Here is a 25,287-nt window from a genome sequence, read left to right as displayed (position 1 = left end):
TGTTTCTATGTTAACTATAAGCTAAAATAAAACACATCTGCAGATTAACTAAGGAGCGTAAATTGTGTTTATTGACTATCAAATAATAGTCAAGGATTGTAAAAGAAATAATTATAAAAAGAAATTTAGGATTCTTAAATATGCTGGAGCAATCTATTGAACGGCGTAATTTAAGCAAATGTAATAAATGTAATTAAATGGGGTAAAGAAAATGGCAAACAATTTTGATGTTAAAGACAGTACGTTTTACCGCTATTTAGCCTATGCCGCAATCCCTCTGAGAATTACGCTCGGATGGATGTTTTTTTCAGCTGCATGGCGAAGAGTTGTGTTATCGGCAGGGAAATTAGAGCCTAATTCACCATTATGGGTGGGGCATAAGTTTAATACTTTTATTCCGCATGCAAGCGGATTTATGGGTGTGCATGGTTTGATTCATACATTGTTATTAAATCCAGGCGCATTGGCTGTGTTTCTTGATATATTTACGGTAATTGAATTTTTAGTCGGGCTATCGCTAATATTCGGATTGTTTTCAAGACTCGGCGCATTCGGCGCAGTTTGTTTAGCCTTTGGAATACTGTTCGGTTCAGGATGGCTTGGCGCAACATGCCTTGATGAATGGCAGGTTGGTTCGGTAGAAATGGTAATTGGACTTCTAATACTGTTCGTCGGCAGTGCGTGGTCGTTTGACGACTTAGTCAGAAATGCCTGGCCGAATTTTGCTAATTCATTCGGCTACAGATTAATTGGAAACGGTCCATTGTGGGGAAACGGATATGTAACATGGATAATAGTGTTTACAGTTTTCGGCACATTAGTGACTATGGGTTCAAATCAATTATTCGATGGCGGAGTTTGGGGAAAATTACATAATTTTGGAGCGAAGGTCGTAGTTTCAGTATCTAATGCAAAAATTACATCTAACAACGTTAAATTTCTTGCGTATAGAATTGGTGGAAGCGGCGGCGCTCTTGCTAATATTATGAAAGTAAAATTAGTTAATGCTGCCGGAAAGACTGTGTATTTGTGGAACAATAAAGCAGTTGTATCACTTCCAAAATCCGATATACACAACATTTACGTTAATAAAATGACAGTTAATAAATTCAGTCTTGAAATGCCTCTCGGAGCAAAAGCATTTATAACTTTGCCGTTTGCCAAAAAAATTAAGGCGTTGAAAGCAGGAAGCTATAAATTGGAATTAGAAAATGTCGGCGGACAGGTATTTTCAGGCTCTGCTCAGTATAATGGATAATTTAGCAGCAGTTTATAGTCGTTTAAGTGTAATAAATATATAAAATTAACTAAAAAAAGGAGAAGAAAATGAAAAAGAAAAGCTCTTTATTAAGCATTGCAATTATGGCATTTGCAATTGCCGTTTTTTCAATGACATCTAATGCTTATGCAAATTGGAGAGGGACAGCTCCAACTATTCATCCTGCCGGATGGTACGGTTGGCACAATGTTAACGGGGTTAGAAAATATTTCCCTAACTTATCAATAAGCCCTGCTTTTACAATGGGCGCTCCAATGGTTCCGGGAAAGATTTATCATGCAATTTATGTAATCAGTGCAAACAACAAAGTAAAAATGAATAAGATTATAGATAATATTCATAATGCTTTAAACGACCCAAGATTAAAAGGTCACATTGTTGTCGAATTACAGGCATTTAGCGCAGGAACGCATCTGTATTTTAAAGGCAATGGATATAAAAAAGCATTATTGACGTTAAAAAAAGACGGCGTAGAGCTAGCTCAATGCGCAAACAGCTTATATGAATTACATATTCCAGTATCAAAAATATATTCATTTGTAAAGGTTGTTCCATCAGCTCAGGGCGAAATCATCTTAAGAGAAGCAGAAGGATATGCATATTTAAAACCATAATAAACGATTGTATTTGTTTATAAAGTATATCGCATATAATTAGATTTAAAAGTCTGTTGTAAAATTGAAAAAATTTTACAACAGACTTTTTTTTTATAAAATATTACAATTCACTTGATAATCTGTTATGTAAAAGCAATATCCTAAAAATTATACTACAAATGTTTTCTATGACCTTAATCCAGCAATAGAAAATATTTATGCATTTCTTTGCTCGGTTAAGCGAAATATAAAAGTAAAAGGTGTCTGACACCTTTTCCGAGTAGATAACTTTCTATTGCAGGATTAAGGTATAAAATAATTATTGCTAAAAAATTTAAAAATGATAATATATTAATAATTATGAATAGTGAAGAAATATTAAAAAAAATTGAAAACGCATTAAATAAAGCTAAAGTTGAGTTTAATGAAAAAATCAACGAAAAAAGTTTAGAGGAAATATATAAAAATTATCTCGGAAAAAACAGCCTGTTAAATGATATTTTACGCAGCATATCTTCCTATGAGCCTGAAGTTCGTAAAACAATCGGCATGTCCGTTAATAATGCCAAGATTCAAATTGAAGAAATTTATCAAAATTTAAAAGAACAATTAAAAGTTAAAAATGGCACGCTAAACCGTTCTTTAAAAATTGATATGACCCTTCCCGGCATTAAGATAAAACAGTTTCATATACACCCTATTACAGCAGTACTTAACGATACTGTAGATTTTTTTACTTCAATGGGATTTGAAGTTGTTGAAGGACCTGAAATTGAAACAACCCATTATAACTTTGATGCTTTAAACATTCCCGATAACCATCCTGCAAGAGATATTTGGGATACTTTTTATTTAAAAAACGGGTTAATTCCAAGAACTCACACATCAAGCGTACAGGTCAGAACAATGGAAACAAAGAAACCGCCTCTGAGGGTAATCGCGCCGGGAAGGTGCTATAGATACGAATCGGTGGATGCAACCCATTTATTTATGTTTAATCAGGTTGAAGGTCTCTTTGTTGATAAAAATGCAAAATTGAGCGATTTAAAGGGTATTCTGGAAGCTACTGTTAAGAGTCTGCTGGGTGCAAAAAAAACAAGATTCAGACCGGCTTTTTATCCTTTTGTAGAACCTGGCTTAGATTTAGATATAGAGTGTGTTTTTTGTCACGGCAAAGGCTGCAGCGTTTGTAAATTTTCAGGATGGATTGAGGTTATTCCTTGCGGTATGGTACATCCGAAGGTATTTGAATATGCCGGAATAAATCCGGCAGAGTATAAGGGTTTTGCGTTTGGAATGGGATTTGACAGATTAGTTATGCTGAAATATAACGTTAATGATTTACGATTATTGTATTCAGGCAATATGGATGTTTTGAATCAGTTTTAATTATTGCTAAAAATCTATAAATGAAGATTTATCCCCTGTGTAAGTAATAAAAATAAAATCTTTGGCTCTTGTAGTCCCTACATAAAATAATCTGCGTTCATCATCTATAGTATTTTTATAGTTTATAAACGGCGTGTTATAAAAAGCATTAAAAGGATGAACAGCTTTAATATCGTTGTTTTCTTTATAGACTTTTGGAAAATTAGCGGCTGAAAGGCTGCCTAAAATTACAAAACTAAATTCCATGCCTTTTGATTTGTGGATTGTTCCGATAAAGGCGTTTCTGTAATATTTTAACTTAAAATTATTGTATTGCGGCAAGCCGGCATAGTAACTAAAAAGCGTCTTATATTCAATTTCTTCTTTGGCGGTTCTTGTAAGTATGGCGGCTTTAATACCGCTTGTTAACAATAAGATAAATAAATTAATATTAAATGCGGTTTCATCTGAATAGTTTTTAAAATGAATAAGGTTTACTGCATTTAACTTAATAGAATCGCTTAATTCTTCTATCTTATTAAAATATTTATCGCTTGATATCCAATTATTTGTATTATAATTAAATACATAAGAGTCGCAAGCATATTTATTAAGTAAAACCAGTAAAGTATCTTTTAATTTTAAGCTATAAGTATTTTTTTCATTGCTTTCATTTTTAAAATTATTTATATTATTTCCTAATATCATTGATTTTGGATATCTGAAGTCTATTTTTTGAATAATATTATTAGAAAAATTTATTATTGACTCATTACATCTATAATTAGATTGTAATAAAACTGCTTTTCCGGATGGATAGAATAAATCAAAACTGAGCAAATTAATAGAATCACCGCCGTTAAATCTATATATAGACTGGTCATCATCGCCTGCATATGTAATGTTGCCTCTTCCGTAATCAATTTTTTTAATTATTATATCGCTTAATAAATTAATGTCCTGATATTCATCGACTAAAATATATTTGTACATTTTTGCAATTTCAATTAAAATAGATTCGTTTTTAAATAATTTTAAAACATATTGTAAAATATCGTCAAAATTATATATTCCGTCAATTTTAGAATTACAAGCATTATTCTTGCAGTTATTTTCGGCATAAATTTTTGGGAGATTTTGGAAGCCTAAATATCTATAATAAATTTTTATGATAGAATAAAAAAAACTATGATAAGTATAAATTTTCAAATTATTTTTAATGATTGATGTATTGTCATTCAAATTAAAAGCTTTTAATATTCTATCTTTAATCTCACCGGCTGCATTATTAGTGAAAGTTAAAATTAAAATTTCATAAGGTGATATATAAATTGAAAGATGTAAGAATTTATTAACTATAACATTAGTTTTTCCTGAGCCGGCTCCTGCAATTATAATAACGGGATTATCGATTTCTTTTACAGCTGTTTTTTGAATCTTGCTTAAATCTGTTTTAAGATAAGAGCTGTATTCTTTTCTATTTAGTTCAAGAACTGATTTTATATTAATGCTTGATTTGCTGTTCGAATTGTTTTGAATATATGCGATGTAAGATAAAATTTTATAAATTAAAGAAGAAGAATTAAAATAAATTTCATAAAAATTAGAATAAACGGTTAACTGAATAAAATTATTATTCTTTGCATACGCGAATTTATTAAAATTAAATTTATCCAAAAAATTGAGTTTAATAATTATTTGGAAATTATTTGAATAATCAAGAATCAAATCTTCAGAATTTTGTTCAGGAACTTTTTTTGGATAAAAATTATGCTGCAGGGCTAAATCTAAAAATTTCTTTATACTTTGCGGATAAATTTCATTAGTTGTTGCAAGTCTGGTCATGCATAATAATTTTAGCCTGAGCTTAAATAAATCAATATAATTAGATTGCGAAAATGAAGAGTTAGCCGCAAGAGTATCGTACACATTTAAGATGGAAGCATTTAAACCCTCTAAGCAAGGTATAAAAATTACATTATTAGAATTTAGAAAGAAATCTATAATAGAATTAAAAAGCACAGCGTCGTTTAAATTATTAATATGGATGTTTTTAACAAATAAAAAATCAAAATTTTTATAATCTGCTAAAAATTTATCTAAACAAAAATTTAGCGGTTTTTTATTATAATTAATTATTAAATTATTTTTATAAATATCAAAATCTAATATATTGTAAGATAAACTGACGTTTAATTTATTTAGGAGATTAATAAAATAATTTATTTCATAAGAGCTTAAAAGTTCTGTACCGATAAGATTATGCCGATAAAATGCTATATGTTTAAAGAAATTTAGATTCATATTATGATAGAATAAATAATTAATAAAGTTTTATATTTATCATGAGAAATTAATTATATTATACAAACAAGATAAAAGAGATGCAGCATTTAAAAATACAATATAATGAAAAAGATAATTATTTCTATCTCGGGAATTATTTTCCAAAACGCAAAAGCATCGCAGATGCATTTTCTAATTTAATTATTCAGTACAAAAAAGGCAACAATTTTGCAATAAAATATTTTGAAAATATAATTGTAAATATTATATTTAATTATTTCTGGTTTTGTGATTTAATTATTCCTATTCCCACAAGTTCTTCCATGTTAGATGATTATTCAAATAAAATAATATGTCTGTCGTTAAAAGCTTTAAATATAATTAACTATAAAGACGATATATTAAAAAGAACTAAGGGGTATATGCCTTCACACATTACAAACAGAAGAAATTCGGCAGATATTGCAAATTCCGTGAAAGTAGTAAACGAGGAGCGCATTAAAAATAAAAAAATTATTTTATTTGATGATATAATAACAACTGGTCATACATCAGGTACAATCAGGGATATTTTAATATCAAGAGGAGCGGATTCGGTTATAATGTTATTTATAGGAAGAACAGTAAATTAAAATATTAAATTGTTATGGATGATATTATTTGCACTCTGGCATTAAAGAAAATTCCTGGTTTGAGCAACAGCCATATATTTATTTTACTTACGCATTTTGCAAATCCGTGCGATATATTTAATACAAATAAAACTGAATTTTTAAAAATTGGGCTCAGGAACGATATCATAGAAATATTAATGGATTCAAGAATCGTAAGAACCTCGTTTATGCACGCAATAGACGAAGTAGAAGAAGCTGCAAAAAATAATATTAAAATAATTACGTTTCAATCCCCTGAATATCCCGCTAATCTTTTATTTGTCAAAAATAAGCCTCCTATTTTGTATTACAAGGGGAATATTAAAGAAAACCTTAGATTTGCGGTTGCCGTTGTAGGACAAAGGAAACCGCCGGATTATTCCTGCGGCGTCACGGCAGATATAACAAAAAAAATAGGCAATGCCGGATTTTCAGTTATAAGCGGCTTGGCGGCAGGAATAGACTCGGTTGCGCACAGAACTTCCGTAGATAATAATATTAATACGATTGCGTTTATCGGTTCCGGATTGCTGGAACCTGTTTATCCGTCTCAAAATGAGGAGCTGTATCAGGATATAATATTAAAAAAAGGGGCTGTTATTTCTGAATTACCGCTGCACGAAAAATTATCGCCTAAAAATTTAGTTGCGCGCGACAGGCTTCAGAGCGGTTCGAGTTTAGCTGTATTTGCGATGTCTTCTCCGTTATCAAGCGGAACATTAAAGACGTGCAATTTTGCGTTTAAACAAAAAAGACCCGTATTTATTCCCGCTTACAAACCAGTCCTCATGGATAATTATTCAAATATGGGACTTAAATCGCTGCTGAATAAAAAAGGTGTTATTAATTTTAATGTTGAAAATATTGATTTAAACGATATAATTGATGAAATAAGAATAGTATATAACGATTTATATGAAGAAAAATATGAAAAGGCGGGGTATTTATTGGAACAGCCGGGATTATTCGGATGACTGATTGAAAATTCATGTATACATGTATATATGTTAGATAATATAACAAATAATGCAAATATAAAATTATATCCTTAATCTTGCAATAGAAAATATTTATACATTTCTTTGCTCGGTTACGCAAAATATAAGGAAAAGGTGTCAGATTTTATTTTTTTGCATATGAAATAGTTCAATTAACAAAGAAAATATTTGCAAAAAAAATAATCTGACACCTTTTCCGGGTAAACAACTTTCTATTGCAGTATTAAGTTATATATATTATATATATTGTATAGATAATGAAATAGGTTTGATAAATTTATAAAACAATTAAATACCGGAGGAAATTTTGAAGGTTAGTTTCAATTGGCTAAAAGAATATGTTGATTTTACCGGAAAAGAAAATTTAGTGCCGTCTCTGCTAAACAGCAGGACGATGGAGGTTGAAAAAATTATTGCTTATTCGGAAAAGAAATCGTTTAAAAATATAATAGTAGGAGAAGTGAAGGAAATCAAACCGCATCCGTCGAGTCCTAATTTTAATATTGCGACAGTCTATGCAGGGGAAGAAGCAGGACAAAAAACAATAGTTTATACGAAGGCTAAAGCAGAGTTAAGTATCGGCGATAAACCGCTGATAGCCATTAAAGGCGCTATTTTTGACGATGGACTGAAAATCAGAGAAAAATCTATCCTGGGGGTTGTTTCGGAAGGAGCATTCTGTTCCGAAAAAGAGTTGGGATTTTCTTTAAATATATCAAATATATTGAAATTTCCCGATGAACCTTTAGGAAAATCAGCATATGATATTTTTGAATTAAATGATACAGCTTTAGAGTTTGACCTTGAACCAAACAGACCGGATTTGTTCGGTATTCAGGGATTTGCTTATGAAATGTCGTCTATATTTGATAAAGATATAAATTTGCCTAATATAGACGAAGATATTGAATTTAGTATTGGCGGTTCGTATTCTTCAAAACCGGAAGAGCTTACGGTAATGATGAGCAATCCTGAAGCAGTTCCGTGTTATATTGCAGTACAAATTGACGGCATACTTGTCAAAGAATCCGACTTAGAAATTAAAAATAAATTAATTAAATCAGGGATAAGACCTATAAATAATATAGTAGATTTAACAAATTTAGTAATGCTCGAAACTGCCCAGCCGCTGCACGCCTTTGACAGAATTAAGCTTTCCGGCAGTAAAATTTTTCCGAGATTCAATAAAAAGAATGATGATGTTATTGTGACTATTGACAATAAAGAAAGAAAGCTCTTTGACGATTCAATAGTTATCGCCGATGAAGACAAGATTATTGCGCTTGGAGGAATTATGGGATGCATCTCAAGCGCAATAGATGCAAAAACAAATTCTGTCGTAGTTGAATCTGCCAATTTTAATATGTCAAACATTAGAAAAACATCAAGATTAATGGCGCTGAGGACTGATGCCTCTACAAGATTTGAAAAAGGATTAAGTCCCGTTTCCGCAATTAATGCCATGAAGAGGATTGTGCATCTGATTAAAAAAAATATTCCGGATGCTAAAGTAAATTGCTATTCGTATTACATTGCAGACATTGCAAAACCTAAAGAATTTCATATATATTTTAATGAATTATTTAATTTTTTAGGGCAATCCATAGATAAAAATAAAGTGTTAAAAATATTGTCAAGATTGGGCTTTAATGTCAGACTATCTGAAACGGAAGACGGTATTTTTGTTACTGCTCCGTATTTTAGAAGCGATATTTTTGATGCAATAAATATTTATGAAGAAATATTCAGAATTTATGGATACGACAAGGTTAAATCTACAATGCCTGAAGGTATTTTAAACTGTCCTGAAGCAAATATTAATTATCAGACATCTAAAGAAATAAAAGAAATACTGGGACATGCAGGTCTTGTTGAAATTATAACCCCGTCTTTTACGGGCAGCAAAGAACTTGAAATAATTTCTGAAAATTTGAATAATGCTCTGGAACTTCAAAATCCTATTTCAGTAGAGTTTAATTATCTGAGAACAAGCCTTATACCGGATTCTCTTAAGACATTAAATCAAAATTTAAAAAAATACAAAGATATTAAAATTTATGAAATAGGAAAAATTTATTTTAGCAAGGATAATGATGATAATAAAAAGTATGCGGATAATTATCCGGTCATAGAAAAAAATAGACTGTGCGGAGCATTTTGTTCCGGTATAAAATTTCAGAGCGAAGATACTGAATTTTACAAGATAAAAGGTACGGTAGAATTTTTATTTTCAAATCTTGGAATAAAAAAATATAATTTTTTGCAGCCAAAAGAGCATAAAATATTTGATATAGACAGAACGCTTGAAATTTTTATCGGTAAATCTTCAGCCGGTTTTTTCGGCGAAATCAAAACCGGCATACTTGAAGAATTCGGTTTAGAATTCAGGGTAGGCGTGTTTGATATAGATTTTGAGGCTATAAAAGAATTTATTTCTCATAAAAAAAATTTTATAGCTCCTTCCAAATATCCTATCATAGAGCAGGATATTTCGATTATTGCGCCTATGGATTTGGAATATGGTGAAATTGAGAAATTTATTAAGAAATTTTCAAATCTTATAAAAAATATTGTTTTAATTGACGTTTACAGAGGGAAACAGATAGAAAAAGGAAAGATAGCGTATTTAATCAGATACGATGCCTCCGATGACTCAAGAACATTAACGATGAAAGAAGTGAACGAACTGAGAGACAGACTGATATTAGAGCTGAATAAAAATTTCGGAATTGTTCTGAGAGGATAATAATTATTTAACCACTTTAAAACATTTGCACTTTAGATAAAAAAAAATTATAATAAATAGCAGGGATAATAATATTTTATTAAATTAATTAATGGGGTTTGCGTATCTTTATGGTAAATATATTGCAGTCGTTTTTTTCAAGCGGAATATTAATAGATATTTTAGCATTTGTTATAGTTGTCAGTATAATCGTAGTGTTCCATGAGTTCGGACATTTTATAGTAGCTAAAATGCTCGGAGTAAAGGTTGAAAATTTTTCTCTGGGGTTCGGACCTAAATTAATATCCAAAAAAATAGGCGAGACCGAGTATGCAGTTTCGGCATTGCCGCTCGGAGGCTATGTAAAACTCCTCGGAGAAGATCCAGAAGAAGAACTTTCTCCTGAAGATGAAAAAAGGTCTTTCAGTAAACTTAGCCCTTTTAAAAAATTTTTAATCGTATTTTTTGGACCTGTTTTTAATTTTGTTTTAGCGCTGGTTATTTTAACGATAATTTTTTCGGCAGGCAAACCGATATTAAAATCGGTTGTTGGGAAGGTTATGAAAGGATATCCGGCAGCTGCTGCGGGACTAAAAAAAGGCGATATTATAACATCCGTAAACGGCAAAAAAATATGGAAATGGTCTTCGCTTGCAGCATATATTCAAAAATACGGTAAGCACACTATTGCATTAGGTGTAAAGCGCCCTATTAATGCAGCGTCAAACAATAAAATTGCTAAAAAATTACCGATAACCGGTAAAACGGATTATTCTAAAACGTTTTTAATTAATATCAAACCGAGGCTTGTTTCCGGTCTTAACATATTTAAACAGAAAATTACCCGCTATATTATAGGAATCTACCCTTCAAATGTTACGGTAAACCAGGGCAGTAATATATTTTCCGCATTCTATTCAGGGTTAAAAGAGGTCTGGTTTATTATCTATATAACGATATTCAGCGTGTATATGCTTATAGCCGGCAAGATACCGGCCACCGATTTAGGCGGACCGATTATGATCGCCCAGCTATCCGGCAGAGCGGCTTCAATGGGGTTGTCCCAGTTCTTTTATTTTATAGCGGTTATCAGCGTCAATATCGGATTAGTCAATTTGTTCCCTATACCGGCTTTGGACGGCGGACATATTCTATTTTCATTTATTGAAATGATCAGGCGCAGACCGCTTAGTCCAAAATTTCAGGAAAATGCTGCCAAAATCGGGTTTGCCTTTCTTATAATGTTGCTGTTGTTTGTTTCTTACAATGACATAATGAGGAATATTAAGACTTAATTAGATTTGCAAATTTGTATTTATGCATATTCTGTCGTTTAATTTATTTTATTATTTTGCAGGTATTTTTATTTAATACCGCAATTTTAAACCTTTTTTAATTATGCTGTTTCTATCATGCTGTTTTTATCAATAGATACTTCCGGCAGTTATTCGTGTACTTGCCTGATTGGCGATAACTGCGAGATTGTTGCTGAAAATAATATCGTTTTAAATGAAAATAAACATTTTAAAGAACTTAATAGTAAACAATTAGTACCTTCAACCCTGATATTTAAACAATTAGACGGTATATTATCAGATGCCGGATTAAATTTAACCGATATTGGGGGTATCGCTATTACTTTAGGTCCCGGTTCATTTACTGGAATAAGAGTTTCACTTTCTATTGCCAAAACATTGGCTTACAGTCTAAATTTGAAAATATCCGGAGTCGAAAGTCTATATGCGTGTGCGTATTCATTTATAAATAAAAGCGATAATTTTTATCTTACTGTTATAAAAGAATTTATAAAAGATAAATTTTATTTTGAAATTTATAAAATAGAAAATGGCACCCTTAAAAAATTTAAAAGTTTAGAAACAGGAAATGCAAATGAAATCGCTTGCTCAATTGATAAGTTAAATATCAAATCGGATTTTGTTTTTTTAGGCAGTTATAATAAATGCAAATTAAATGAAAATGTTCAGTTATTTAATAATAGCGGAATAGAAGTAAAGGTCTTCGATAATCTGAGATTGGCATATTTGTCGGGAATAATTGCTATTAATAAATTTGCCGATAATAAGAAAGAACAGTCGGATTTTCAAGATATAACGGGTCTTTCGCCTGTTTATGTATATAGCGGCGGAGCTTTTTAAAATATTAATAATATAAATTTTAAAATTTGGAGGTCATAGCATGCAATGGCTTGATGACAATGAACAAAAGATTGCCGATGTTTTAATACAAACAAATTCAGATTTTAAAAAAATTTACGAAGAACATATCGATATAGATAAAAAATTAGATAAATTTACTACAAAACCTTTTTTGACGCCTGAAGAACAAAAAACAATAAAAGAATTAAAACTTAAAAAACTTAACGGAAATGATATTATGAATCAAATGATTAAATCAAATATTATTAACGGGTGATATAATGAAAAGCGATAATATTAAAAAAGGCGTAGATAAAACGCCGCATAGAGCACTGCTCTACGCAACCGGTATTACAAATCAAGAAATGCGCAAACCTTTTATAGGTATTGCTTCAAGTTTTACAGATCTCATACCAGGACATGTAGGGATGAGAGATCTTGAAAGAGCAGCCGAAAATGGAGTATATAGCAACGGGGGACACCCGTTCATTTTTGGCATACCCGGTATTTGCGACGGGATAGCTATGGGTCATAAAGGAATGCATTACTCGCTGCCATCGCGCGAGCTTATAGCGGATATGGTTGAGACCATTGCAGAGGCCCATTCCCTTGATGGTTTAATACTGCTTACCAACTGTGACAAAATTACACCGGGTATGCTTATGGCAGCTCTCAGGCTTAATATACCGGCAATAGTTGTCACTGCAGGACCGATGCTTTCCGGGCATTATCACGGCAAAAGACTTTCTTTTGTCAGAGACACATTTGAAGCTGTGGCAAAATATAAAGTAAGTGAAATATCCGAAAATGAACTTATGGATCTTGAAATGTGTGCATGTCCAGGTCAAGGCTCATGTCAGGGATTATATACCGCAAATACTATGGCTTGTCTTACCGAGGTTATGGGAATGTCGCTGCCGGGCGCCGGAACTGCACTGGCCGGCTCTGCAATTAAAAAAAGGATGGCATTTGAAAGCGGAATCAGAATAGTAGATTTAGTGAAAGAAAATATACTGCCGCGTAATATTGTTACAATGGATGCGCTGCACAATGCTATTATGGTCGATGTTGCACTCGGCGGTTCTTCTAATTCTGTTTTGCATTTGCTTGCAATAGCTAATGAAGCCGGAATCAAATTAGATTTAAAACTTTTCGACGAAATTTCTAGAAAAACTCCGCAATTATCAAGTTTAAGACCGGCAGGAGAATATTTTCTGGAAGATTTAGATTTTGCCGGCGGTATTCCTGCACTTTTATATGAACTCAGGTCGCTTGTGAAAGATTCAACGAATGTAAGCGGGCTTTCAGTTAAAGAAATAATTGACGGGGTCAGATATGTAAACAACGAAATAATTAGAAAAATTGACAATCCTTACAGAACTGAAGGCGGAATTGCTGTATTATACGGTAATTTAGCTCCAAAGGGGGCTATCATCAAATCAAGCGGCGTCGGTCCGTCTATGATGAAATTTACAGGAAATGCCAGAGTTTTTGAGAGCGAGGAAGATTCTATGAAGAGTATATCCTCAGGAGAAATAAAACCTGGGGATATTGTAGTTATAAGATACGAAGGACCTAAAGGAGGTCCTGGCATGAGAGAAATGTTGGCGCCTACCTCTCAAATAGTCGGTATGGGATTAGGAGATAAAGTTGCTCTTATAACAGACGGGCGGTTTTCAGGGGGCACAAGAGGTCCATGTATCGGGCATATTTCCCCTGAAGCTCAGGAAGGCGGTCCTATAGCTCTTGTTAACGAAGGCGATAGAATTGAAATCGATATAAACGAAAGAAAACTTAATGTGCTCCTCAGCGATAACGAATTAAGTCTTAGGAAATTAAACTGGAAGAAAAAAGAGAAAAAAATAGATTATGGTTATTTAGCAAGATATTCCGATATTGTTTCATCAGCTGACGAGGGGGCAATCGTAAATAGAAAGGTGAGAAAATGATTAAAGAAAATAAAAAACAATTAATGACCGGCTCTAAAATTCTTATTGAAAGTCTAATAAAAGAAGGCGTAGATACTATTTTCGGGTATCCCGGAGGTGCAGTACTCAATATTTATGATGAGCTTTTTAATTATAGAGATAAACTAAATCATATTCTGGTGCGTCATGAACAGGGCGCTGCGCATGCTGCAGACGGTTATGCCAGAGCTACCGGCAAAGTCGGTGTCGTATTGGTAACTTCAGGACCGGGCGCTACTAACACGATAACCGGTATTGCTACAGCATATATGGATTCAGTTCCTATGGTAATTATTACCGGACAGGTTCCGACAAGCCTAATCGGAAATGACGCTTTTCAGGAAGCCGATACAGTAGGCATAACAAGACCCTGTACGAAGCATAATTATTTAGTAAGAGATGTCGAAGATCTTGCAAGGATTGTTAAAGAGGCATTTTACATTGCTTCAACGGGCAGACCAGGTCCGGTGCTTATAGACATTCCTAAAGATATTTCTTCGAACGTTGCTGAATTTGATTATCCTGAGAGTATTGAAATGCGAAGCTATAATCCTACTTATTTTGGTCATCACGTTCAAATATTAAAGGTTGTTGATGAACTTCTGAAGGCTGAAAAGCCTATGTTTTATATAGGAGGAGGAGTAATAAGTTCAAATGCCGCGAATGAGCTTAAAGAAATTGCAGAAATGTTAGATCTGCCTATTGTTTCCACCCTCATGGGGCTTGGGGGATTTCCGTCGGAACATGCTTTGTTTTTTGGAATGCTCGGGATGCATGGGACTTATGCAGCTAACACCGGTATATCAAATGCCGATTTTATCGTGGCGGTAGGTTCAAGATTTGATGACAGAGTGACCGGCAAAGTAGACGAATTCGCCGGAAAGGCGAAGTTTGCACATATTGATATAGACCCGTCTTCTATAGGTAAAAATGTTAAAATAGATATTCCGGTCGTAGGAGATGTTAAATCTGTTTTAAACAGTATGCTGGAAATTTTATCGTTAAAATCAAAAGAAATTGAATCAACGCAATATAAAAGAATGAAATGGTTAGAAGAACTTAATATGTATAAATATGAGCATCCTCTTTCATATAAAATGACTGATATCATAAAACCTCAGTTTGTTGTTGAAAAAATATATGAATTAACCGACGGAGAGGCTATTATAGCAACAGAAGTCGGGCAAAATCAAATGTGGGCTGCGCAATTTTATAAATTTAAAAATCCGAGATCGTTATTAACGTCCGGAGGATTAGGCACTATGGGATATGGATTTCCTGCAGCCATCGGCGCCCAGGTAGCATTTCCGAACAGAACAGTATTTGATATTGCGGGAGACGGCAGTATTCAAATGAATATACAGGAATTAGCCACAGCCGTCCAGTATAATCTGCCTGTGAAAATAGCAATAATAAATAATAATTTTCTTGGTATGATAAGGCAGTGGCAGGAATTATTTTATGAGAAGAGATATTCATTTTCTAAATTAAACGTAAACCCGGATTTTGTTAAACTGGCAGAAAGTTACGGCGCCGTCGGCTTAAGAGCGAACAAACCAGAACAGGTGGAAGATGTTTTGAAAACGGCATTATCGATAAGAAAACCTGTTATTATGGATTTCGTCGTCGCTCAAGAAGAAGGGGTTTATCCTATAGTTGCGCCAGGTTATCCGATTACGGGAATGCTGCTTGTGTAACCGTCTTAAACGTAATGAAGTATTTTTTTGCAATTACAATGATTATACGCTGCAATTTTTTGCTAAGATTTATATTGCGGTTACTTAACGGAATGTAATTATTTATTTTTGTTAATTAAATTTTTACAATAATTAAAGGGAAAATATGATGGAAAAAAACCATATTTTATCTATACTTGTTGAGAATGAGTCCGGCGTGCTGGCAAGGGTAGCAGGACTTTTTTCTGCTAGGGGGTTTAATATAGACGGAATAAGCGTCGCAGGCACGCTTGAAAAAGATGAATCAAAGATGATAATATCGACTTACGGCGATGAGCAAATATTAGAGCAAATTACAAAACAGCTGAACAGACTTATCAATGTCATTAAAGTTCAGGAGCTTACTGATGATGAATCAGTGATGAGGCAGACAGTTCTTGTGAAAGTAAATGCCGACGATTCTACTAAAAATGAAATATTTCGTATCAAGGAAATATTTGAGGCAAGAATTGTTGATGTAAGCCGCAACGCCTACGTTCTGGAATTTAGCGGGTCAGCTAAAAAAATGGAAGCATTTATTGAACTGATAAGACCTATAGGTATTAAAGATATTGTTAAAACAGGAACGATAGCGATAACAAGGTCTAAAAAATAAATATCTTTTTAAATTTATTCAGTTTTTTGCACAGATATATACATTTTAATATTCTAATATTAAAAAACTTAATATAAATATAACAATAACATAAAAATATTAATAGAACAGCTTTAATATTAATTATTAATGGAGGATGTATGAATATTTATTATGATAAAGATGCTGATTTAAGATTAATTCAATCAAAAACCGTTGCAATTATAGGATATGGTTCCCAGGGTCATGCGCATGCGCTAAATCTCAGAGATTCAGGCGTTAAAGTTATTTTAGGTTTAAGAGCCGATGGTCCTTCCTATATGAAGGCTAAAAACGCGGGTTTTGAAGTCTTCACCGTTGCAGAAGCATCTAAATTAGCGGACATTATCATGATTCTTTTGCCTGACGAACTCCATGGCAAAGTTTATAAAAGTGAAATAGAGCCAAATTTGAAAGAGGGAAAATATTTAGTTTTCGCTCACGGATTCAGCATACATTTTGGTCAGATAACCCCTCCCAAAAATATAAATATTTTTATGGTTGCGCCAAAAGGACCCGGTCATTTAGTGAGACGCGAATTTGAAAATGGCGGAGGAGTGCCGGATTTAATTGCGGTCGAGAATGATTTTTCCGGAAATACAAAAAACATGGCATTAGCCTATGCTTCCGGTATCGGCGGAGGCAGAGCAGGAATTCTCGAGAGTACCTTCAGGGAAGAAACTGAAACCGATCTGTTCGGAGAACAGGCGGTGCTTTGCGGAGGTTTGAGCGCGCTAATGACTGCCGGATTTGAAACACTTGTTGAAGCTGGATACGAAGAAGAAAGCGCTTATTTTGAATGCATTCATGAAATGAAATTAATAGTAGACCTTATTTATGAAGGCGGAATCAGCAACATGAGGTATTCAATAAGCAATACCGCTCAATACGGCGATTTAACAAGAGGTCCGAGAATAATTAACGAAAATATTAAAGCAGAAATGAAGAAGATTCTCGACGAAATAAGGTCAGGCAAATTCGCATCGGAATGGATGGTAGAAAACGAGGTAAACAGACCCACTTTTAACGGCTTAACAAAAAGAGGAGAAGACCATCCGCTTGAAAAAGTAGGTAAAAAATTGAGGTCGCTGATGCCTTTTATTACCAAAAACAAAATAGTAGATCAGACTAAGAATTAACAACGGAAATTAATAACGGCGGCAGGCATTAATTCAAAATAGCCTTATCCGTATTTAACTATACTGAACAAATTAATATCTTAATCCTGCAGTAGAAAATCGTTATGCATTTCTTTGCTCTGTTAAGCAAAAGATAACTTTCTATTGCAGGATTAAAATAATATTTATATTTATGAAATTGATTGCTAAAGAAAAAGGTGTCAGATCTTATTTTTTTGCGTATGGCATAGTTCAATTAACAAAGAAAATATTTGCAAAAAAATTAATCTGACACCTTTTTCGATCTTAATACTGTTGATACTTATGAAATTGATTGCTAAAGAGGGTATAAAGCTAATAATATTTCCTTTAGTGTGTTTTGTTATTTTTACATCTTTATATTTAATATTGAATATTAGCGCAAACGGTCTGCAGTATATTTTTGCAGGTTTTTCGGCAATATTTTTTATTTTGTTCCTCTTTAGCATTTATTTTTTTAGAGACCCGGAAAGAAAAGCATCGGCAGATAAAAATGAAATAATATCGCCTGCCGACGGTAAAATTATTTATGCAGAAAAAATTTACGACGAAAGATATCTTAAAAAAGATGTTTTCAAAATAAGTATTTTTATGTCGCTGTTTAATGTCCATGTAAACAGAATTCCTATATCCGGCAATGTGATAGAAATAAAGTATAACAAAGGAAAATTTTTTTCTGCAAATTTAGATAAAGCTTCATCGGAAAATGAATATAATGCGGTAATTTTAGAAATAGACGCTCCCGATAATGCAGCAGGCATGAGTAAAAATGCATATCATAAAAACGGCAAAACAATTATAGCATTTGTGCAAATAGCCGGACTTGTCGCAAGAAGAATAGTCTGTAAAATTAATAAAGGCGACAGAGTTGTTGCAGGTGACAGGTTTGGACTTATTAAATACGGTTCAAGAATGGATTTATATCTGCCGTCAGATTTTATTGCCTATGTGAAAGTCAATGACAAAGTGTATGCCGGTGAAACTTTAATAGGCAGAATAAGTTGAAGAATAAGCAGAAATACAACATTCATTTTAAGCATTATAAAAATAAATTGACTAAGACGGCTGATGAGTTTTTTGTGCTCAGCAGAAATAAAGGCATATATTTTTTCCCAAACCTCATTACGAGTTTATCGCTATTTTCAGGATTCTATTCAATAATAAATTCTATTGACGGTAAATTTTATATTGCGGGATGGCTTATAGTAATTTCAATTTTACTAGACGGCTTAGACGGAAAGGTTGCAAGAATAACTAATACAAGTTCAAAATTCGGGATAGAATATGATTCTCTGTCGGATTTGATAGCATTTGGCGCTGCTCCGTCAATATTAGTATATATATGGCAATTAAAAAATTTCGGGAAAATAGGTTGGGCGCTCATATTTGTATATTTTATCGGCGCAGCGTTAAGGCTTGCCAGATTTAATATTCAGGTAAATTCAGTAGAAAACAAAAAATTTACAGGATTGCCTTCCCCTGCGGCAGCAGGAATGGCGGTTTTCTCTATTTTCGTTATTGCGTATTTTAAAGTTGCCGTAAATGAGCATATAGCAATGATGGTTATTATGCCCCTGCTCGGGCTTTTAATGATAAGCAATATAAGCTATTATGCAATGAAAGATTTAAGTTTTTTTAAGAAAAGGCCTTTCGAAATCCTCGCTCTTGCGTCATTAATGGTAATAATCATAATAATCAAACCGGTCATTATGTTTTTTTTAATTTTTTTTGTCTATTGTTTTATTTCGCCGCTATTGTATTTTTATCTTAATAATGGTAAGATAAAAGTCAAAAATGAAGACAAAGATATATAAAAGTTTCATAATAGCAGAATAGTATAAATTAGAACAAATCACATATCATATATATAATATAAAAATTAAATATTTTCTTTGCTGCAATATATTTATTGCATACTATTTTGCATAAGAGAGGTTTAATATATGGCTTACGATAAAAATAAAAGAGCTATAAGAATATTTGATACTACACTCAGAGACGGGGAACAGTCTCCCGGTGCAAGCATGAATATTGAGGAAAAACTTAATCTTGCCCGCCAACTTGCAAGACTTGGAGTTGATACAATTGAGGCAGGTTTTCCTATAGCTTCCGACGGTGATTTTGAGGCTGTAAAAGCTATTGCGCAGGAAATAAAAAATGTTGAAATAGCCGGACTTGCAAGAGCTAATGAAAAAGATATATATAGGGCTTATTCCGCCGTAAAATTTGCGGAAAAACCGGTAATACATACATTTATTGCCACATCCGACGTGCATTTAAAATACAAATTAAAAATGACGCGCGAAACTCTGCTTGAAAAAGCCGCTAATATGGTCAGATACGCGAAGTCTTTCGTTGAAGAAGTTGAATTTTCTGCCGAAGATGCTTCACGGACCGAATTAGATTTTTTAAAGATAGTATTAGAAGAAGTTATAAAAGCAGGGGCTACTAGGCTGAATATTCCAGATACGGTAGGTTATGCAACGCCTTTTGAATTTTATAATTTCATAAAAGACCTAAAAACTAAAGTTAAAGGGATTGAAAATATTATTTTAAGCGTACACTGTCATAACGATCTCGGACTCGGAACCGCTAATTCTCTATCTGCTATACTTGCGGGAGCCAATCAAATCGAATGTACTATTAACGGCATAGGAGAAAGAGCCGGAAATGCGGCATTGGAAGAGATTGTTATGGCGCTGAATGTCAGAAAAGATATATATAATGCAGAAACAAATATTAAGACTTCGGAATTATACAGAACTTCGCAGCTGCTCACTTATACTACCGGTATTTCTGTTCAGCCTAATAAAGCCATTGTCGGAAAAAATGCATTTGCTCATGAAGCAGGCATTCATCAGGACGGTATTTTAAAAGAAAAAACCACTTATGAAATAATGACCCCGGAATTAGTCGGCAGACAGTCCAATGAATTGGTGCTCGGAAAACATTCAGGCAAACACGCGTTTAAAGAAAGACTTGAATCACTGGGATATTTGCTGAGCGAAGACGAAATAGACAAGGCCTTTATAAAATTTAAGGCGTTAGCGGACAGAAAAAAGGATATATACGACGAGGACATAGATTCGTTAGTTGCAAAAAATTCTAAACATTTTGAGAAATATGAACTGAAATATGTTAATGTTGTATGCGGGGATACGGTTACCCCGCTTGCTATGGTTAAAGTTGCGGTAGACGGAGATTTAAAAACATCTTCCGAATGGGGCAACGGACCGGTGGATGCCGTTTATAATTCAATAAGAAAAATCACCGGTTCAAACTGTGCAGTCATAGGTTATGAAGTAAAATCTATCAGGGGAACTACTCAGGCTCAGGGTGATGTCAGTGTTACTATTGAAGATGCAAATATTCATTTTACAGGAAGAAGCGCCCACACCGACATTGTCGTTGCAAGCGCCAAAGCATACATTAACTGCTTAAACAAACATTATGTATATAATAAAAATTTAGAAAATATTTCGGAAAAGGAATGCGATTCTGTTTATCGCGCATAAAATAATGCGCAGCAAATAAATATTAAAAATATAGCTGAAAAAATACTGAAAAAAATATAATAAAATTTTATTATTAACGAGGTAAATTTTATGTCTAATCCGCTTACGATTACAGAAAAAATAATTCTTGCCCATACCGATTTAGAATCATGTTCTCCGGGAGATATTGTAAGCGCAAGAGTGGATATTGCATTAGGAAATGACATAACGGCTCCCATAGCGATAAGAGAATTCGATACGATAGGAGTATGCGATGTTTTTGACAGGGAAAAAATAGCGCTCGTTCCAGACCATTTTGTTCCAAATAAAGATATAGCAAGCGCTAAACAGGCAAAAACATTAAGAGAATTTGCAAAAAAATATAATATAAAATATTATTTTGAAAGCGGCGAGGTCGGCATTGAGCATGCTCTTTTACCGGAGCAGGGAATAGTGCTCCCCGGCGACCTAGTCATAGGCGCAGATTCTCATACATGCACCTACGGGGCATTAGGGGCTTTTTCAACCGGAGTGGGTTCGACAGATTTAGCTTATGCGATGGCGTTCGGAGAAGCATGGCTTAAAATTCCGTATTCCATAAAAGTTGTCTTTGACGGAAAACCCAATAAATGGGTGTCAGGTAAAGACTTAATACTGTTTCTTATAGGCAAGATAGGGGTTGAAGGAGCCAATTATATGGCGTTGGAATTTTCCGGCACAACATTCAAACATCTTACTATGGCAGACAGATTTTCTATTTCAAATATGGCAATAGAAGCCGGTGCTAAAAGCGGAATATTTGAACCCGACGAGATTACCGAAGAGTACGTTTCCGGTAGGGCTAAAAGAGATTACATAATATATAAGAGCGATCCTGATGCGCAATATTTAAAAACGCTAAAATATGATACTGCTGAAATAAATCCTCAGGTAGCATTTCCTCATCTTCCTGAAAACAGCGTGGATGTTAAAGAAGCATCCGCTAAAAATATTAAAATAGACCAGTCCGTCATTGGCTCATGCACCAACGGCAGAATAGAAGATTTAAGAATTGCCGCTTCAATCTTAAAAGGCAAAAAAATAGCAAAATACACCAGATTGATAGTAATACCCGCAACGCCGGAGATATACCTGATGGCTGAGAAAGAAGGACTTATAGACATATTTATGAATGCAGGAGGGGTTGTAAGCACTCCGACCTGCGGACCGTGTTTAGGCGGCTATATGGGTATCCTTGCAGACGGAGAAAGAGCTATATCTTCGACGAATAGAAATTTCAAAGGAAGAATGGGCGACATAACGAGTGAAGTGTACCTTGCAAATCCTGCCGTATGCGCTGCTTCGGCTATAGCCGGCAAGATATCGTCGCCGGATGAAGTTGTGTAAGCATAATTGTTTAAAGGAAAATTGTTAGCATCTTTTTTCAGTATAGTTTTGTATGCTATATTGATTATTCTGCATACTGCGGAAATATGTTGTGCAGCTGATGAATCTGTATTCTAAACTGCTGAGGAATAAAGTATTTGGCTCTAAATAAATTAAATAGAATATTAGAGGTATTCCTATGTTATTAAAAGGCAAAGTATTTAAGTTCGCGGATAATATAGACACTGACGCTATAATCCCTGCAAGATATTTAAATGATTCCGACCCCGAAAATTTAAGAAAGCATTGCATGGAAGACGCCGACCCTTCGTTTGCGTCCAAAGTCAATAAAGGAGATTTTATTGCTGCAGGCGTCAATTTCGGGTGCGGTTCTTCAAGAGAGCATGCGCCTATTGCTATAAAAGCATCAGGTGTTCCTTTAGTAATTGCAAAAAGTTTCGCAAGGATATTTTATAGAAATTCGTTTAATATCGGACTTTTGATTTTAGAAGCGGATACCGATTCTATTGATTCGGAAGATGTTCTTGAAGTAGATACGGACAAAGGAGAGATTAAAAACCTAACTAAAAATATTACAGTACACGCAAAACCTATACCTAAATTTATGGCTGAGTTAGTCAGCGCAGGAGGATTAATGGAGCATGCCAGAAAAAGGGTAAAAAAAGAAGGGGAACTTAAAAAATGATGAAGCTTGCGTTATTTGCCGGTGACGGCATTGGGATCGAAGTCACAAAAGAGGCGGTAAAGGTCTTAAAATATCTGTTAGATTTAAACTCAATAAATTATGAAATTGAAGAAGGGCTTGTAGGCGGCGCTTCTTTTGAAGCGTACGGAAAGCCTTTAACCGATGAAACCCTTAAAATAGCAAAAGATTCAGACGCCGTTATATTCGGAGCGGTAGGAGGTACTAAATGGGAGCCTCTTCCAATAGAACTGAGACCGGAAAAAGCCCTTTTAGGGTTAAGATATGAATTAGATTTGTACGCAAATTTGCGTCCGGCAAAGGTGTATGATGATTTAATAGATGCGTCGCCGCTGAAAAAAAATATTGTAAGCGGCACGGATATGCTTATCGTTAGAGAACTTACCGGCGGGATATATTTTGGACAGCCCCGCGGCGTTGAAGATATGCCCGACGGTTCAAAGAAAGGATTTAATACGCTTGTTTATACTACTAAAGAAATTGAAAGAATCGCAAAGATAGCTTTTGATATTTCTATGAAAAGAAGGAAAAAAGTTTTATCGGTTGACAAGGCAAACGTTTTGGAATCTACCGAGTTATGGAGAAATGTTGTGGCGGATGTGTCAAAGAGCTATCCTGAAGTTGAACTGTCCAATATGTACGTCGATAATTGTTCCATGCAGCTTATTAAGCAGCCTGCATCGTTTGATGTCATAGTGACTACCAATATGTTTGGAGATATATTGAGCGATGAAGCTTCAATGGTGTCCGGCTCTATAGGAATGCTTCCTTCTGCAAGTTTAAACGGAAAAAAAGGTATGTACGAACCTATTCACGGGAGCGCTCCCGATATTGCGGGACAAAATAAAGCAAATCCGTTAGCAACTATTCTTTCTGTCGCCATGATGCTCAGATATAGTTTTGACGAGGATAATCTTGCCGATTATATTGAAAAATCCGTTGAAAATGTTATAAAAAATGGTTACAGAACGCCGGATATTTACTCCGGAGCGGCAGGTCTAAAATTGGTAGGCACATCCCAAATGGGAGAAGCTGTTTTATCTGAATTAAAAAATGCAGTACGAGCGTAGCTTATAAAATTATAACCCTTATTATTTATTTATAAAATATAATAATGAAAAAAGATAAATACAATATTGCGGTATTGGGCGCAACCGGTCTTGTCGGCAGAGAGATGATAGAAATTTTACAGGAAAGAAAGTTTCCGGTAAATAATCTTTTTTTGCTGGCTTCAGAACATTCTGCCGGAGAACTTATTCAATTCAGCGGAACGGATTATGCGGTCGAACCGGTGTCCGAAGATTATTTTAAATTACACAATATAGATATTGTGCTTTCAAGTCCCGGTGCGGCGGCAAGTTCAAAATACAGTCCTATAGCTGCCAAAGAAGGTGCAGTTGTTATAGATAACACGTCCTTCTTCAGGATGGATCAAGACGTTCCTCTAATCGTTCCTGAGGTAAATCCTGAAGATATTAAATATTTCAGTAAGAAAAATATAATTGCAAACCCCAATTGCTCTACAATACAGATGCTTGTTCCTCTAAAACCTATTCACGATAAATATAAAATTAAAAGAATTGTGGTTTCAACATATCAGTCCACTTCTGGTGCCGGTAAGAAAGCTATAGACGAATTATTTTACGAAACGGTAGATATAATAAATTCTAAAGGCGAAGCAGCCCCTCCTGATAAATTTCCGGTACAAATTGCATTTAACTGCATTCCGCAAATAGATGTTTTTAGCGAAGATGGGTATACCAAAGAAGAAATTAAAATGGTGAAAGAAACACACAAAATATTTCATGACGAAAATATCGGGGTATGCGCCACGGCAGTGAGAGTTCCGGTAATGTTCTGTCATGGAGAGTCTATCAATATTGAAACTGAAAATGCTTTTGATATTAAAGATGTACAATTATTATTGTCTAACACTAAAGGCGTAAAAATTATTGATGATATTTTTAGCGATAATGCAGATGAAAGATATCCCTATCAAACCATGGTGAGCGGGAGCGATGATGTGTACGTCGGCAGAATAAGGCGGGATTTATCAATTAAAAACGGTATCAATTTATGGGTCGTAGCTGATAATGTAAGGAAGGGCGCTGCATTAAACGCCGTCCAGATAGCCGAGATATTGATAAATAATTATATATAAATATATATT

General features: G+C 34.0%; 21 protein-coding genes. 20 read left to right on the top strand and 1 reads right to left on the bottom strand.

The genetic code is table 11. The annotated features are described in order from the left end of the window. The first annotated feature begins 211 nt into the window (after positions 1 to 211). The 3 genes from EVJ46_01670 to EVJ46_01660 all read left to right on the top strand — a co-directional run bounded on the left by EVJ46_01670 (position 212) and on the right by EVJ46_01660 (position 3,264). Complete coding sequence (locus tag EVJ46_01670; protein ID RZD16971.1) at positions 212 to 1,258, top strand: TQO small subunit DoxD; 1,047 nt, start codon at positions 212 to 214, stop codon at positions 1,256 to 1,258. Between the two features lie 68 nt (positions 1,259 to 1,326). Continuing rightward, positions 1,327 to 1,893 (top strand): hypothetical protein, encoded by a 567-nt coding sequence (locus tag EVJ46_01665; protein ID RZD16970.1) that lies wholly within the window; start codon positions 1,327 to 1,329, stop codon positions 1,891 to 1,893. Positions 1,894 to 2,235: 342 nt separating this feature from the next. After that, complete coding sequence (locus EVJ46_01660; protein RZD16969.1) at positions 2,236 to 3,264, top strand: phenylalanine--tRNA ligase subunit alpha; 1,029 nt, start codon at positions 2,236 to 2,238, stop codon at positions 3,262 to 3,264. A gap of 6 nt (positions 3,265 to 3,270) precedes the next feature. Here EVJ46_01660 and EVJ46_01655 read toward each other — a convergent pair whose 3' ends face one another. Continuing rightward, positions 3,271 to 5,547 (bottom strand): ATP-dependent helicase, encoded by a 2,277-nt coding sequence (locus EVJ46_01655; GenBank protein ID RZD16968.1) that lies wholly within the window; start codon positions 5,545 to 5,547, stop codon positions 3,271 to 3,273. An 80-nt stretch (positions 5,548 to 5,627) separates the two neighbouring features. Here EVJ46_01655 and EVJ46_01650 point away from each other — a divergent pair, with 80 nt between their 5' ends. The 17 genes from EVJ46_01650 to EVJ46_01570 all read left to right on the top strand — a co-directional run bounded on the left by EVJ46_01650 (position 5,628) and on the right by EVJ46_01570 (position 25,278). Next, the gene (locus EVJ46_01650) at positions 5,628 to 6,161 is read left to right on the top strand and encodes a hypothetical protein (GenBank protein RZD16967.1); all 534 of its coding nucleotides are present in this window, start codon (positions 5,628 to 5,630) and stop codon (positions 6,159 to 6,161) included. A gap of 14 nt (positions 6,162 to 6,175) precedes the next feature. Continuing rightward, positions 6,176 to 7,156, top strand: a complete 981-nt coding sequence (locus tag EVJ46_01645; protein RZD16966.1) for a DNA-processing protein DprA — start codon at positions 6,176 to 6,178, stop codon at positions 7,154 to 7,156. 316 nt (positions 7,157 to 7,472) lie between these two features. Continuing rightward, positions 7,473 to 9,926, top strand: coding sequence for a phenylalanine--tRNA ligase subunit beta (pheT, locus tag EVJ46_01640; protein ID RZD16965.1), 2,454 nt, complete (start codon positions 7,473 to 7,475; stop codon positions 9,924 to 9,926). A gap of 110 nt (positions 9,927 to 10,036) precedes the next feature. Further along, the gene (gene rseP / locus EVJ46_01635) at positions 10,037 to 11,200 is read left to right on the top strand and encodes an RIP metalloprotease RseP (protein RZD16964.1); all 1,164 of its coding nucleotides are present in this window, start codon (positions 10,037 to 10,039) and stop codon (positions 11,198 to 11,200) included. 117 nt (positions 11,201 to 11,317) lie between these two features. Continuing rightward, the gene (tsaB, locus tag EVJ46_01630; protein ID RZD16963.1) at positions 11,318 to 12,061 is read left to right on the top strand and encodes a tRNA (adenosine(37)-N6)-threonylcarbamoyltransferase complex dimerization subunit type 1 TsaB; all 744 of its coding nucleotides are present in this window, start codon (positions 11,318 to 11,320) and stop codon (positions 12,059 to 12,061) included. A gap of 40 nt (positions 12,062 to 12,101) precedes the next feature. Then, on the top strand, positions 12,102 to 12,338 hold the full coding sequence (locus EVJ46_01625; protein RZD16962.1) for a DUF465 domain-containing protein: 237 nt from the start codon (positions 12,102 to 12,104) through the stop codon (positions 12,336 to 12,338). A 4-nt stretch (positions 12,339 to 12,342) separates the two neighbouring features. Further along, complete coding sequence (gene ilvD, locus EVJ46_01620) at positions 12,343 to 14,010, top strand: dihydroxy-acid dehydratase (GenBank protein RZD16961.1); 1,668 nt, start codon at positions 12,343 to 12,345, stop codon at positions 14,008 to 14,010. 23 nt (positions 14,011 to 14,033) lie between these two features. Then, positions 14,034 to 15,725 (top strand): biosynthetic-type acetolactate synthase large subunit, encoded by a 1,692-nt coding sequence (gene ilvB / locus EVJ46_01615; protein ID RZD17442.1) that lies wholly within the window; start codon positions 14,034 to 14,036, stop codon positions 15,723 to 15,725. Positions 15,726 to 15,873: 148 nt separating this feature from the next. Further along, positions 15,874 to 16,359 (top strand): acetolactate synthase small subunit, encoded by a 486-nt coding sequence (ilvN, locus tag EVJ46_01610; GenBank protein RZD17441.1) that lies wholly within the window; start codon positions 15,874 to 15,876, stop codon positions 16,357 to 16,359. Between the two features lie 140 nt (positions 16,360 to 16,499). Further along, positions 16,500 to 17,516 carry a ketol-acid reductoisomerase gene (gene ilvC / locus EVJ46_01605; protein ID RZD16960.1) on the top strand — a complete coding sequence of 339 codons (1,017 nt, stop codon included), beginning with the start codon at positions 16,500 to 16,502 and terminating at the stop codon, positions 17,514 to 17,516. 303 nt (positions 17,517 to 17,819) lie between these two features. After that, positions 17,820 to 18,539, top strand: coding sequence for a phosphatidylserine decarboxylase family protein (locus EVJ46_01600; protein ID RZD16959.1), 720 nt, complete (start codon positions 17,820 to 17,822; stop codon positions 18,537 to 18,539). A 74-nt stretch (positions 18,540 to 18,613) separates the two neighbouring features. Further along, the gene (gene pssA / locus EVJ46_01595) at positions 18,614 to 19,348 is read left to right on the top strand and encodes a CDP-diacylglycerol--serine O-phosphatidyltransferase (GenBank protein RZD17440.1); all 735 of its coding nucleotides are present in this window, start codon (positions 18,614 to 18,616) and stop codon (positions 19,346 to 19,348) included. Positions 19,349 to 19,477: 129 nt separating this feature from the next. Continuing rightward, complete coding sequence (locus EVJ46_01590; protein RZD16958.1) at positions 19,478 to 21,049, top strand: 2-isopropylmalate synthase; 1,572 nt, start codon at positions 19,478 to 19,480, stop codon at positions 21,047 to 21,049. A 90-nt stretch (positions 21,050 to 21,139) separates the two neighbouring features. Beyond that, positions 21,140 to 22,414, top strand: coding sequence for a 3-isopropylmalate dehydratase large subunit (gene leuC / locus EVJ46_01585; GenBank protein ID RZD16957.1), 1,275 nt, complete (start codon positions 21,140 to 21,142; stop codon positions 22,412 to 22,414). Between the two features lie 178 nt (positions 22,415 to 22,592). Then, entirely contained in the window at positions 22,593 to 23,099 is a 507-nt protein-coding gene (locus tag EVJ46_01580; GenBank protein RZD16956.1) for a 3-isopropylmalate dehydratase small subunit, read from the top strand. Then, positions 23,096 to 24,187, top strand: coding sequence for a 3-isopropylmalate dehydrogenase (gene leuB, locus EVJ46_01575; GenBank protein RZD16955.1), 1,092 nt, complete (start codon positions 23,096 to 23,098; stop codon positions 24,185 to 24,187). Before EVJ46_01580 ends, leuB begins: the two co-directional genes overlap by 4 nt. Positions 24,188 to 24,231: 44 nt before the next feature. Beyond that, positions 24,232 to 25,278 carry an aspartate-semialdehyde dehydrogenase gene (locus EVJ46_01570; protein ID RZD16954.1) on the top strand — a complete coding sequence of 349 codons (1,047 nt, stop codon included), beginning with the start codon at positions 24,232 to 24,234 and terminating at the stop codon, positions 25,276 to 25,278. Positions 25,279 to 25,287 lie beyond the last annotated feature (9 nt).

The sequence above is a fragment of the Candidatus Acididesulfobacter guangdongensis genome (genome assembly GCA_004195045.1).
GTDB classification, from domain to species: Bacteria; SZUA-79; SZUA-79; order Acidulodesulfobacterales; family Acidulodesulfobacteraceae; genus Acididesulfobacter; species Acididesulfobacter guangdongensis.
The sequence above is the reverse complement of the archived record's forward strand: the minus strand, read 5'-3'. Positions and strand labels throughout refer to the sequence as shown.